Consider the following 13044-nt stretch of genomic DNA (forward strand, 5'->3'; position numbering starts at 1 on the left):
TCAATTTTTATAATTGAGATAGTTTGTGCCGCTTAAATAAAGAGGTTTTGATAACCAAATTAAAGCAGCTCTAAAGAGTTTTGAGTTAAAAGTTAAACTTCAAGTTTTTATTCAGGACAAATGTACTGATTAACTAATTTTCCCCAAAAAATTAGTTAACCCATTATTATAACATATAATTAATTTGCAAGAGTTCTATTAATAAATGTTACAAATTACATGGGTACATTAAGAAAAGTTAAGGGGTATATCCATTGATGGATAAGGGTTTCGGCTATTATGGTATATATGTATGGGGGAAGTTCAGGAATATAGATTATATCTAAACCGAGTCTATCTTCTTTTATTATCCCATCAATCCCTTGATCACCGCTCTTACCTACCGCTTTACCTGCATCTCTAATCGAGCCACCATAACCCATTTTTACCAGTAATTCTACTACTAATTTTTCAAAAGTATCTGGGGATAATTTTCGCAAAATAGAAAGTAAGTCTGTCGCTAATGCTTGACGAATTTCTTGATAGGAGTTTTCTAGTAATTCCTCGGGATTTTGTTCTTGATCAGAAGTTGATAAATTGCTTTCAAGAGTAATAGTTTCATTTTGCTTATGGACTTGATTGAATTCTTGAAATTCTTGAAATTCGGGAAACTGTCTGAGAAATTTGGCATCAATTCGAGCAGGATTTTGAGATAAGATTTCTTTTCCTTTCTCGGAAATTACAAAAGTCGCCCTTTGGGGTGAGTCAATTAATCCCGCTTTCTTTAAATAGGTTTTTGCCCAACCGACTCGATTAGCAAAAATTTCTTGTTGTCCACTGGGAAGCATTTCTTTTCTTTCCGCTTCCGTGACTTGAAACTCTCTGACCAAGACTTCAAAAATTTCTCGATATTTATAAACTTTGCCATCTGCAAGTATTTTTAATAGGGGCAACATAATCGATTGAAAATCGGGAATGGGCATAGTTCAGATAAAAAGCGGGGGCAGTCATCACAATTATACAGCCAAGAATTTAGATAATAATACCAAATCTGTTTTTAATAGTGCGATTAACTGCCAATCGAACTTTAAAAACCCACTCCCTACTTCCCTAATTCCCCACTTCTCAGAAAAGCCTTTTCAGTGATCAGTAAACAGTAAACAGTGAACTAAAAACTCACATCTGATAACTGATAATTGATAACTGATAACTGAATATAACTTAACTCAGTAAAAAAGACTGATTCGGATGGACAAGAAAGCCTTTTTTCAGGGCCTCTCGTCCTAATAACATCCGAAAACCCATGACATCGCGATTAGTCAAGGTTAATTCGATCGCCCATTGACGACCGCCGAGCAATACACTTGTTCTAATAACAGGACGTAGTTGACTTTGACCCCCAGAATTTTTTACCTGTCGCCATTCGAGGATTTCTGCGGTGGTGGTGACAGTGTGGTGACTATCTTTTTGGTAGGGATGAACTTGAAAGCGCAGCCAATTGCGATCGCCATCTTGAAAGGGATGCAGATCAAAAGCGTGTAGGGCCGAGGAGCGAGCGCCTGTATCAATCTTGGCCTTTATTTTGGTAATGCCTAAATCAGGTAAATCGAGCCATTCTCGCCAACCGATGATGATTTTATCGGGTTTCATCCGTCTATTTAGTTTTTTCTTCTTCAATCTCCTGCTGCATTTGGGCGATTTCTTCGGGAGTCATCGCTTCCAGACGTTTTTTAAAGACGGCATCTTCGTAATCCTTGCGCTGTTTGCCGTAGGTCATATTATCGGTGGCAACTCGAAACAGATAGGTAAAAATCCAACCGATGACACCACCTACCAACACCGCTTGACTCCAAATTCCCGCCGAAGCACTATCTAAACCGGTTTTTTGCAGGACAATGTAGAGGATGCCGCCCATAGCAAACATCCCTATACCGATCCCGATGACATCAATGCGTCTCATGGGTTTTTTGGGTTAATAACTTAAGCTTTTAGGGTACGACGTTGGGGACGGAAGTTAAGGAAAGGACTTAACAACAGCATCCCGGGGAAGAAAAAGCTCATCAGAAAGTACATAAACCCTCTTTCCCAAGAAGAAGCCACATACCAGCGCGTATTGAGGTAGTAGTAGATAACGGCGGGAATTACGAGCAAATACAAGACACTGAGAGATAGGTAGATCAGGGCGATGATAATGGTTTCTTGCGTCAGAATTGATTGCATAAGGATTTATTTTTATCAATGGCTGTCGGTGAACGGCAATTCACCTGCTGATTATTTTACCCCCTCTTTCCCCCTTTGTGGCGATCGAATTGGCGGACTAAAATAATTTACTGAAAATACTCTTGCTAATTAAATTATTTGTGATATGATAAAAAATTGTCGGTCAAATAACGGGGGCGTGGCGGAATGGTAGACGCTACGGACTTAAAATCCGTTGAGCCTTATAAGCTCGTGAGAGTTCGAGTCTCTCTGCCCCCATCAATCGAAGTCTATATTTAAACTGAGTATTGGGTATTTTAGTACAAATGCCCAAACTGCCTTTCCTTGTCCCCAGAAAAAACTTTTTCAGCTAGACCTATCTAAAATATCCAATAATTCTAGGGGATGATGAATGAGATGATCGGGGTTAAATTGAGTGAGAATTTGAGGGGAATTAAAGCCCCAAGCGACGGCCACCACTTGCACTTGACTTTTTTTGGCAGCAGTAATATCTCTGGTTTCATCGCCGACATAAATCATTTCATCGGGACAGAATTTATTTTGTCGGATCAGGCGATCAAGAATTTTGTGTTTGCCGAATAAAGGCGTTCCCGAACAGATAAAATCAAATAAATTTAAGAGTTGATTATTTGCTAAAAATATGGTGACATTTTCTTTGGTATTAGAAGTTATTATTCCTAATCTATAGCCTCTTTCTTTAAGGGTAAGGAGGCAGTTATCCCAGCCATGGAAGGGTTTCAGGCATTCAATTTGTTTATTTAATTCCCGTTTAACTCGATAGAGTAAAAAAGGGATTTTAACGGGGGAAACTTGGGATTGTTTAATAATTTCTTGGGAACTAAGGTTTTTTAGTCTGGCCAAATCTTCCTCGTTGACGGGTTGATAACCAAAATTTTTAGCCAAACGATTGACAATCTCCACGAAAGTATCGTGGGTATCGGCGATAGTACCATCAAAATCGAACACGACTACTTTAATTGTCATCTTGTGCGGGGTTCGGGGAATGAGCTAAATTAGCCTGGGCATTACGTCGCCACTGCTGGGGTTTAATTCGACGTAGGGCTGACGAGATGAAACGACGATCCCACTCCTCTATAGTTAGATTAGCTAATTCATCCAACCTTGGCGAAAGGTTTTCCGGACGAGGTTGAAAATCCTCCACGTCGGTAACTTGGGCAAAACGTTGATTCCAAGGACAGACATCTTGACAGATATCGCAGCCAGCGACCCAACCCTGTAAATTCTTGGCAATTTCTGTAGGCAAAGTTACAGAACGATTTTCAATGGTATGGTAGGCAATACAGCGATTAGCATCCACCACAGAGGGACTAACTATTGCTTGGGTGGGACAGGCGCTTAAACAACGGCTACAGGTGCCACAATGGGCGCTATGGGGTCGATCGGGTTCTAAAGGTAAATTAGTTAATATTTCCCCTAAAAAGACCCAACTGCCGTAATTGCGGGTAATTAAGTTACCATTCTTGGCAATCCAGCCGATCCCTGCTCTTTGCGCCCAAACTTTATCCTGTACTGGTCCAGTGTCCACATAGTAACGGGTTTGAATTTGCTCCCCCTGACTTTCTAACCATTGACTGAGGGCTTTTAATTTTTTACTTAATACTTTGTGATAATCCCTTCCCCAAGCATAACGGGAAATTTTGCCATGGTTTTGTTCTTGACTGTGTTGCTGGGGGGTGTAGTAGTTAAGGGCGAGACAAATTAGCGATCGCACTTCCGGCCAAAGAGTTTTGATATCCTGTCGTTTCGGGTTAGTCATCCAATCCATATGAGCGTGATAACCCCGCTCTAACCAGCTTTTTAGATGGGATACCGCCGAGTCTTGGCTGTCCACAGAGGCAATACCGACCCCATGGAAGCCCAACTCTAGCGCTTTTTCTTTGATCTGTGTTTCTGTCACCATAGAAATATCTTAAGTCAAGTATTTGTAACAATTATTTACAATGATCAATTTATCGAGCCAAATCCCAGGCTGAACAGTTAGAAACCATGATCAACGAAGAAACTGTGGTTCCCGTCCCCGCTATATCGTCCTCATACTAAATCCAGTTATTAAAAACTGATTATTTATTCTCCGTTTTGCATGAGTGCATGAGTAGAAAACGGGTTTCTCCGAGAAACCCGTTTTCTGTGCGTTACTCAACGGATTTAGTATAACTATTGACTTGCTCAATTAACACCCGTCCCTAAAATGACTTGCACTTTGCTAGTACAATTATAGTAAAATAAGAAAGATTAAAACAAATAACCATGTCTCAACCGATTACCATCGAAGATATCTATAAACTTTTTGAGAAAACTAACGAAAAGTTTGAACAATCACGCCAAGAATACGATCGCCGGGCTGCCGAAGCCAAGGACGAAGCCGATCGCCGGGCTGCCGAAGCCGATCGCCGGGCCGCTGAATACGATCGCCGGGCTGCTGAATACGATCGCCGGGCTGCTGAAGCCAAGGCCGAAGCCGATCGCCGTTTGGCCGATCTAGAGAAAACAGTGGCCAATACCAGTCGTGCTGTGGATAGTTTAACCACTCGCTGGGGAAGATTTGTCGAGGAATTAGTCGAACCTGCTGTTATTAGCCTATTTCGTGCCAAAGGTATCGATGTTAAAGAAACCTATAGTCGTGCCAGGGTAAAACGCCAAGGAATCGCCATGGAGATTGATATTTTAGCCGTCGATGAAACCGAGGTAGTTTTAGTCGAATGTAAGTCTCGTTTATCGAAAGATGATGTTAATGAATTTCTAGAAAAATTAAGTCGATTTAAACAAGCATTTCCCCATTATAAAAACTATCAGGCTTATGGTGCAGTGGCGGGAATAGAAATAGACGAAGGAGTAGATCGTTATGCCTATAAACAAGGTTTATTTGTGATTAAACCATCGGGAGAAACGGTAGAAATCATTAATGATTCTGGTTTCGAGCCTAAATTATGGTAGGAGAAAGATGGTTCCTTCATCTGGGAAAGTATTGGCAGCAGGTCTAATTTTTCCAACCTATGACTAGACTAACTTATGGATACGATGCAGAATTAGTATTCATATCTTGGTTAAGTAACACCTTGCCTAATTAATTTTTGAGGATGCAAAAACGGCAAAAATAAGGATTAAATAGCCTAAAATCTGTGAATAGAGCATTTTAAATTCTCCTGACTACTGACGACCGACTCTCAACCCTAACAACAATTTTTGATTTTTAAGCTAAGACGCATTTAAACAGCTTATTCTTAAATTAGCCGAACCTCCCCCAATCCTTTTACTGTTGCCTTTTGCCTCTTGCCTTTTGCCTCGTCTCAACAAGCAATTTAAATTACGAACAGCTTACCAGAGGTCTAGTAACGACTTGTCCTAAAATTGCCAATACCCAGTTTCAATGCACAAGAGTCTGATAGCTAAAAACTGGCTCCAGTTTTTGACCGGGATAGCACCGCTTGATCGCAGTGGATCGTAAAATGGGATAATGCTAACTTTGAGAGTCAGAGAGACTATGAGTGAATTCGACTACGATTTAATTATTATCGGTGCTGGAGTTGGTGGCCACGGGGCAGCCCTACACGCAGTCAAATGTGGGCTAAAAACGGCTATTATCGAAGCCAAAGATATGGGAGGAACCTGTGTTAATCGCGGTTGTATTCCTTCTAAAGCTTTACTGGCAGCCTCGGGACGAGTGCGCGAATTGGCCGATAGTGACCATCTGAAAAGTCTAGGTATTGCCATCGGTGGCGTTAATTTTGACCGTCCAACAATTGCCGATCATGCTAACAACCTTGTCAGTAAAATTAGAGGCGATCTCACTAATAGTCTTAAACGTCTCAAGGTTGATACTATCCACGGTTGGGGAAAAATCGCCGGCCCGCAAAAAGTTAGCGTCATCGGGGACAGTGGCGAAAAAATCTACACCGCTAAGGATATTATGCTCTGTCCGGGGTCGGTTCCCTTTGTCCCACCGGGGATCGAGATCGATCATAAAACGGTTTTTACCAGTGATGAGGCCGTTAGATTAGAAACTTTACCCAAGTGGATCGCAATTATCGGTAGTGGTTATATCGGTCTGGAATTTTCGGATATATACACCGCTTTGGGTTGTGAAGTGACGATGATCGAAGCTTTAGATAGTCTCATGCCGGGATTTGACCCAGAAATCTCGAAAATCGCGGAAAGAGTTCTGATTAAACCTAGAGACATCGAGACTTATGTGGGAGTTTTGGCAAAAAGTATTAAACCGGGGAATCCTGTGGCCATTGAACTGGTGGACGCAAAAAGCAAAGAAGCGATCGAAATTTTAGAAGTAGATGCTTGTTTAGTCGCTACAGGAAGAATCCCAGCGACAAAAAATCTCGGACTGGAATTTGTCGGGGTAGAACTGGATAAACGCGGTTTTATTGCGGTTAATGACAAAATGCAGGTAATTCAGGACGGTGAACCGATTCCCCATCTCTGGGCCGTGGGTGATGCTACGGGTAAAATGATGTTAGCTCACGCTGCTTCGGGTCAAGGGGTAATAGCCATTGAAAATATCTGTAATCGCCCAAAAACCATCGATTATCGCAGTATTCCCGCCGCCGCTTTTACCCACCCCGAAATTAGTTATGTGGGTTTAACGGAACCGCAAGCAGAAGTTTTGGCACAGCAAGAAGGGTATAAGGTGGCTTCTGTCAAGACCTATTTTAAGGGAAATTCTAAAGCTTTAGCGGAAGGAGAAACGGAAGGCATCGCTAAAGTCGTTTATCGTCAGGATACGGGGGAATTACTCGGTGTTCATATTATCGGTATCCACGCATCGGATTTAATTCAAGAAGCGGCCAATGCGATCGCTGAACGTAAATCTGTCCATGAACTCGCTTTCCGCATCCACACCCATCCAACTCTCTCAGAAGTCCTCGACGAAGCTTATAAACGAGCAGAAGTAGCAGCATAGAGTCAGTTATCAGTTATCAGTTATTACCGTTAAGTTTCCGACTCCTGAATTCTGACTCCTTTCTCTTTTTTTACTTTTTACTTTCAAGATTATGTTTGGATTAGGTTGGCCAGAAATAGTAATTATTGCTGTCGTTGTTCTCCTGATATTTGGACCGAAAAAAATACCCGAATTTGGGGCAGCTTTGGGGAAAACTTTACGGGGATTTAAAGAAGAAATCAATCAAGATGAGCAAGAAATTGAAGACAGTGACGAGAAGATGAGATAGATTTCGCCCTTATGAAACTCCGCTATAGCAGTTATTAGTTATTACTTATCAGTTATCAGTATTAAATAGTAGTTTCCCACTTTCTTTTCACTGATTACTGTTTACTGATCACTGATTACTGAATATCTGCTTCTCCCCCCACCACCACATCGCGGATACGGAGACTGGGGCCACCGCAGCCGACGGGTAAACCACTTTGACCCCCTTTTCCGCAGCCTCCCGACTCGTCCCAGTAGAAATCATCAGCAATTGCCTCAATATTGGCTAGGGTTTTAAAGACATTACCGGAGAGAGTAACATCTTTAACGGGTTCAGCAATTTCTCCATCGCGAATCATCCAAGCTTCCCCGGCGCTAAAAGTGAACATTTCGCCGTTAGTCATGCCTCCCTGCCAATTTTGGGCATAAACTCCCGTTTTTATCCCCGAAAATAACTCTTTAACGGGAGTGGTTCCCCGTTCGATCCAAGTGTTGGTCATGCGGACAATGGGCGGATAATGATAATTGAGACAACGAGCGTTACCGGTCGGTTTTTCGCCTAATTTGCCCGCCGTTTCCCGCGAATGCAGTCTTCCCACCAAAACCCCATCTTTAATTAACTGAGTCGTCGTCGCGGGGGTTCCCTCATCGTCATAAAAATAACTGCCCCGATGACCTTCCGGATAGGCTCCGTCAAAGATTTGCAGGTTATCTGGTCCGAAACGTTTGCCCATACTCATCACTTCCAAAAGGTCGGGATTTTCGTATAACATATCTGCCTCGGAAAGGTGGCCAAAAGCCTCATGGACGAACAGACCGGTTAAAATGGGATCGATGACGACGGTGTAGGTATCGCCCTTGACAGGGGGCAAAACTAGGGCTTGTACGGCCCGTTTAGCCGACCCTTGCACCTGTTCTTCTAAATTGACCAGATCCTCGAAAGCTTTTCGGGATCCTGTGGTTTCCCGGCCCGTTTGTACGCTGTCCCCATCCCTAGCGGTGGCCGAAAAACGCATTTCTAAGTCCGACCATTTTTGTTCGATTAAAGTCCCGTCAGAAGTGCCTAAAAGAATATGTTGACTACTATCGCTATAACGGACGGAAGTGGTGGCAATACTGGGATGATGTTGACGCAGTAAGTTATTATAGCGATCGCAGAGGGCTTTTTTATCGGCTAATGGCACTAAACGCGGGTCTGTTCCCGTTAAAGGCAATTCACAGGAGATAATTACAGGTTCTACCGGAGCAATTAGGGTTTCTTCTTCCCCAATTAAACGGGCAGCAGCGATCGCATCTTCTAATCGTTCCTGTAAACTGGATAATTGATTAAAGCTGGCAAATCCCCAACCTCCTTTATAACAGGCCCGTACCTGACCACCTATAGCAATACCTTCGCTGAGGGTTTCAACTCGTTCGGAACGCAGTAGAATATTTGTCCCCCGCGCTTCTTCTAGACGAATTGTCAGAAAATCGACGCGGTTTTTATAACGGTTAATCAGTTCACTAATTAGGTTTTTATAATCGTTTAGAGTATCGGTCATAGGAATTAGGAAGTGGGGTGTCGGGTGTGATGGGGTAGTGGGGTAGTGGGGCATTTGGCTGAAATTTCCCTAAATCCCTATATCCCCTTTCTAACTGATAACTGATAACTGATAACTGCTCACTGATAACTGATAACTGCTCACTGATAACTGATAACTGATAACTGAAATTAGGCGAGATAATCCTGTAAAGCTTTCACCTCTAAAGGTTGGGATTGCAGGGATTTTAAGGCCGCTACTGTCGCTTTTGCCCCGGCGATAGTGGTGATAATTGGTAACTTATAATCGAGGGCAGTGCGGCGAATTTGTCGGCCATCATTTTGGGATTCTTCACCACTGGGAGTATTGACAATAAACTGAATCCAGTCATTTTTGATCCAATCGATAACGTGGGGACGACCTTCGTGAATCTTTAGCACTAAATCGATATTTTCGCAACCGTTTTCTAACAAAACTTCACGAGTTCCGGAAGTGGCGACGACGCGAAAACCGAGGGATTGCAGATCCTTAACCACGGGAACCATCGGGGTTTTATCGCGATCGTTCATCGAGACGAAAACCGTCCCACTGGTGGCTAAAATCACGCCGGCGGCCATTTCCGCTTTAGCGAAAGCTTTGCCAAAATCGCTGTCAATCCCCATTACTTCGCCTGTAGAACGCATTTCTGGTCCCAGGAGAGTATCAGCACCGGGGAACTTCTGGAAGGGTAAAACCGCTTCTTTCACGGCGATATGACGGGGAATTGCTTCGCTGATGATACCCAATTCTGCTAGGGTTTTGCCCGACATGACGAGGGAGGCAACTTTTGCTAAAGGAACTCCCGTTGCTTTGGAAACGTAGGGAACAGTACGACTAGCGCGGGGATTCGCTTCTAAGATATAAACTGTCTCTCCCTGTACCGCATACTGGATATTCATCAAACCGATTACTTTTAACGCTTTCGCTAGTTCCACCGTCCATTGTCGAATTGTGGTTAAAACCGAGGCGCTCAGGGACGTATGGGGGATAGAACAGGCAGAATCGCCCGAATGTACGCCTGCTTGTTCGATATGTTCCATTAATCCCCCGATAACTACCGTTCCCGTGGCATCTGACAGGGCATCCACATCCACTTCGATGGCATTTTCGAGGAATTTATCGATTAAAATCGGGTGATCCGGTTCTATCTGTACCGCATACTTCATATAGCGTTCCAATTCGCTATCGGAATAGACGATTTCCATTGCCCGACCGCCTAAAACGTAGGATGGACGTACTACCACAGGATAACCGATGCGTTGAGCCACGGCTTGGGATTCTTGGAAATTGCGGGCAATACCGTTGGGGGGTTGTCGGATATCTAATTCTCGGAGGATTTTTTCAAACCGTTCTCGATCTTCGGCGGCATCGATCGAATCGGGTGAAGTTCCCCAAATTTTGGTATTTACGGGACAATTAGGCGATTCTAAATATTTTTGCAGGGGAACCGCCAGTTTTAAGGGAGTTTGCCCACCGAATTGAATAATTAAACCCTCTGGTTGTTCCGCTTCGATGATATTTAAGACATCCTCTTTGGTCAGGGGTTCAAAGTAAAGGCGATCGCTGGTATCGTAATCGGTGGAGACAGTTTCCGGATTAGAGTTGACCATAATCGTCTCAAAACCGGCGTTACTGAGGGAAAAAGCGGCATGACAACAACAGTAGTCAAATTCTATCCCCTGACCGATGCGATTGGGACCACCACCAAGGATCATCACTTTGCGTTTATCGGAGGGTAAAACTTCCGATTCTACCCGTTCGTAGGTGGAATAATAATAGGGTGTCAGGGCCTCAAATTCCGCCGCGCAGGTATCCACCATTTTATAGACTGGAACAATACCCAAACCCTTGCGATAACTTCTTACTTCGTCCTCGCTGGTGTTGGTGGCGAAGGCGATTTGGCGATCGCTAAAACCCTGTTGTTTAATAGCGAATAGGTTCTCTTGGCTGAGACTTTTCAGGGGAGTTCGTTTGAGAAACTTCTCGGTTTCCATCAAATCAGCCAATTTATCGAGGAACCAGGGATCAATCCCGGTTAGTTCGTGGATTTCCTCCCCATTCATGCCCAATTTAAAAGCATGATAGATGCTATAAACTCGTTCGGGGTTAGGTGTCCGCAAACCGGCCCGGACTTCCGAGAGAGGGGGGAGAGTTTCGACTTTATCGCAACCAAAGCCAAAACGCCCCGTTTCTAGGGAGCGCAGGGCTTTTTGAAAGGATTCTTGGAAAGTTCGACCGATAGCCATCGCTTCCCCGACGGATTTCATTTGGGTAGTTAGAATCGGTTGCGAGCCGGGGAATTTCTCGAAGGCAAAGCGAGGAATTTTGGTGACGACGTAATCGATAGTCGGTTCAAAGGAAGCTGGGGTTTTTTTGGTGATATCGTTGGGAATTTCGTCTAAAGTGTAGCCTACTGCGAGTTTAGCGGCAAATTTAGCGATCGGGAATCCCGTGGCTTTTGATGCCAGGGCCGAAGAACGGGATACCCGGGGATTCATCTCAATCACGATTACGTCGCCGTTAGTGGGATTAACGGAGAATTGGATGTTTGATCCGCCGGTTTCTACGCCAATCTCCCGAATAATTGCCTTAGAATAGTCCCGGAGGCGTTGGTATTCTTTATCGGTTAGGGTTTGGGCGGGCGCAACCGTAATCGAGTCGCCGGTATGGACCCCCATCGGGTCAAAGTTTTCGATCGAACAGATGATCACCACGTTATCGGCTAGATCGCGCATTACCTCTAATTCGTATTCTTTCCAGCCAATTAGGGATTTTTCGACGAGAATTTGCGATGTAGGCGAACAATCTAGACCATACTGGGCCATCGGTTCAAATTCTTCTTGGTTATAGGCAATACCGCCCCCCGTTCCTCCTAAAGTGAAGGCCGGCCGGATAATGAGGGGATAGGAACCGATCTGATGGGCGATCGCTTTGGCCTCGTCTAAATTGTTGGCAATCCCCGAAGGACAGACGGGAACACCGATTTTCTCCATTGCTTTTTTGAATAGTTCCCTATCTTCGGCTTTTTCAATAGCGGGGAGTTTTGCCCCGATCAGTTCCACGTTATATTTTTCTAAAACGCCGCTTTTGGCCAAAGCTACGGCGGTATTGAGGGCAGTTTGACCACCCATGGTCGGGAGAATGGCATCAGGGCGTTCTTTAGCGATAATTTTTTCGACAATTTCCGGCAGAATTGGTTCAATGTAGGTGCGATCAGCCATTTCTGGATCGGTCATGATCGAGGCGGGGTTAGAATTGACTAAAATTACCTCATAACCTTCTTCTCGTAGGGCTTTACAGGCTTGAGTTCCCGAATAGTCGAATTCACAGGCTTGTCCGATGACAATCGGGCCAGCGCCCAAGATTAGGATTTTCTTTAAGTCATCACGGCGTGGCATAGGCTTAGGGTTGCTTGAGGATAAACCCCAATCATTGTATATGTTGTCACCCTCGATCCCGCAAAGCTTTATTTAGGTTTAATGACCTTGTTGACTTGAGGACGCGGTCGGCAGGAGATTATTTTTATGGCTCTTCGTTACTTGTTGTGGTTCGATAGGGGGGCATAAATTGACTAAATCCTTCTCTGGCAAGAGACTTAATTGATGAGTTCGCTCTAGATCAAAAACAATTAACAAAAATCGCCAAATGCCTTTCTACATAAGGGTTACATCCCTTATAACCCCAGTCCATTGCATAACACAAACCGAAGAACCATTCATAATTCATAATTCCCACACCCCACTTCCCCACTTCCCCCATTTCGCTGATAACTGATCACTGTTTACTGATCACTGATATCGCCTACAATGATAAGATTGTTTTCAAAGATACAATAGGCGTTTGTCTTCGCTAGAGAGTTTATGAAAGTTGGCGATCAAGTTCGTGTAATTGAGTCCGTGGTGGTTTATCATCATCCTGAACACAAATCGAATCCTTTTGACGTGAAAGGACTAGAGGGACAGGTGAAAGCGTTTGTCACCGAATGGCGTGGCAGACCGGTTAGCGCCAATCTACCTGTCCTCGTCGAGTTCAGTAAAAAGTTTAAAGCCCATTTTCGAGATTTTGAGTTAGAAATCGTGGAAAAAGCCGCCGAATAGGGACTTTTTC

Annotated in this window: 11 protein-coding genes, 1 tRNA gene and 1 pseudogene; 5 read left to right on the forward strand and 8 right to left on the reverse strand. The window is 43.9% G+C overall.

The window, feature by feature from the left end; translation table 11 throughout:
- Nucleotides 1-308: 308 nt before the first annotated feature.
- From IM485_RS16385 to ndhL, 4 genes and pseudogenes are all read right to left on the reverse strand, one after another.
- Nucleotides 309-962: pseudogene (locus tag IM485_RS16385) on the reverse strand (restriction endonuclease); the annotation flags it as partial.
- 238 nt (nt 963-1200) lie between these two features.
- Nucleotides 1201-1629 (reverse strand): ATP-dependent zinc protease family protein, encoded by a 429-nt coding sequence (locus IM485_RS16390; RefSeq protein ID WP_287744372.1) that lies wholly within the window; start codon nt 1627-1629, stop codon nt 1201-1203.
- A gap of 4 nt (nt 1630-1633) precedes the next feature.
- The gene (locus tag IM485_RS16395; RefSeq protein ID WP_045359946.1) at nt 1634-1939 is read right to left on the reverse strand and encodes a DUF3007 family protein; all 306 of its coding nucleotides are present in this window, start codon (nt 1937-1939) and stop codon (nt 1634-1636) included.
- A 20-nt stretch (nt 1940-1959) separates the two neighbouring features.
- Nucleotides 1960-2199 (reverse strand): NAD(P)H-quinone oxidoreductase subunit L, encoded by a 240-nt coding sequence (gene ndhL / locus IM485_RS16400; protein WP_002732218.1) that lies wholly within the window; start codon nt 2197-2199, stop codon nt 1960-1962.
- Between the two features lie 172 nt (nt 2200-2371).
- On the opposite strand from ndhL, the gene IM485_RS16405 reads away from it, so the two are divergent.
- Nucleotides 2372-2457, forward strand: a tRNA-Leu gene (locus IM485_RS16405).
- Between the two features lie 87 nt (nt 2458-2544).
- Here IM485_RS16405 and IM485_RS16410 read toward each other — a convergent pair.
- Together IM485_RS16410 and queG are read right to left on the reverse strand one after the other, a co-directional pair.
- Entirely contained in the window at nt 2545-3183 is a 639-nt protein-coding gene (locus IM485_RS16410) for an HAD-IA family hydrolase (protein WP_104398202.1), read from the reverse strand.
- On the reverse strand, nt 3173-4120 hold the full coding sequence (queG, locus tag IM485_RS16415; RefSeq protein ID WP_287744376.1) for a tRNA epoxyqueuosine(34) reductase QueG: 948 nt from the start codon (nt 4118-4120) through the stop codon (nt 3173-3175). The genes IM485_RS16410 and queG overlap by 11 nt, the downstream gene beginning before the upstream one ends.
- A gap of 347 nt (nt 4121-4467) precedes the next feature.
- Here queG and IM485_RS16420 point away from each other — a divergent pair, with 347 nt between their 5' ends.
- From IM485_RS16420 to tatA, 3 genes are all read left to right on the forward strand, one after another.
- Nucleotides 4468-5154, forward strand: a complete 687-nt coding sequence (locus tag IM485_RS16420) for a DUF3782 domain-containing protein (protein ID WP_104398200.1) — start codon at nt 4468-4470, stop codon at nt 5152-5154.
- Between the two features lie 547 nt (nt 5155-5701).
- Nucleotides 5702-7132 carry a dihydrolipoyl dehydrogenase gene (lpdA, locus tag IM485_RS16425; protein ID WP_002744419.1) on the forward strand — a complete coding sequence of 477 codons (1431 nt, stop codon included), beginning with the start codon at nt 5702-5704 and terminating at the stop codon, nt 7130-7132.
- 91 nt (nt 7133-7223) lie between these two features.
- Nucleotides 7224-7400: a twin-arginine translocase TatA/TatE family subunit gene (tatA, locus tag IM485_RS16430; RefSeq protein WP_002733416.1), complete on the forward strand. Its 177-nt coding sequence runs from the start codon at nt 7224-7226 to the stop codon at nt 7398-7400.
- A gap of 115 nt (nt 7401-7515) precedes the next feature.
- Here the strand turns inward: tatA and IM485_RS16435 are convergent, their stop codons facing one another.
- Both IM485_RS16435 and carB read right to left on the reverse strand, forming a co-directional pair.
- Nucleotides 7516-8919, reverse strand: coding sequence for a TldD/PmbA family protein (locus IM485_RS16435; RefSeq protein WP_287744379.1), 1404 nt, complete (start codon nt 8917-8919; stop codon nt 7516-7518).
- Nucleotides 8920-9089: 170 nt separating this feature from the next.
- Nucleotides 9090-12335 (reverse strand): carbamoyl-phosphate synthase large subunit, encoded by a 3246-nt coding sequence (gene carB / locus IM485_RS16440; RefSeq protein WP_287744380.1) that lies wholly within the window; start codon nt 12333-12335, stop codon nt 9090-9092.
- A 462-nt stretch (nt 12336-12797) separates the two neighbouring features.
- On the opposite strand from carB, the gene IM485_RS16445 reads away from it, so the two are divergent.
- Nucleotides 12798-13034 carry a ferredoxin-thioredoxin reductase variable chain gene (locus IM485_RS16445; RefSeq protein WP_002762902.1) on the forward strand — a complete coding sequence of 79 codons (237 nt, stop codon included), beginning with the start codon at nt 12798-12800 and terminating at the stop codon, nt 13032-13034.
- Nucleotides 13035-13044: the final 10 nt, after the last annotated feature.

It is taken from the genome of Microcystis sp. M169S2 (genome assembly GCF_020245865.1).
GTDB classification, from domain to species: Bacteria; Cyanobacteriota; Cyanobacteriia; order Cyanobacteriales; family Microcystaceae; genus Microcystis; species Microcystis ichthyoblabe_A.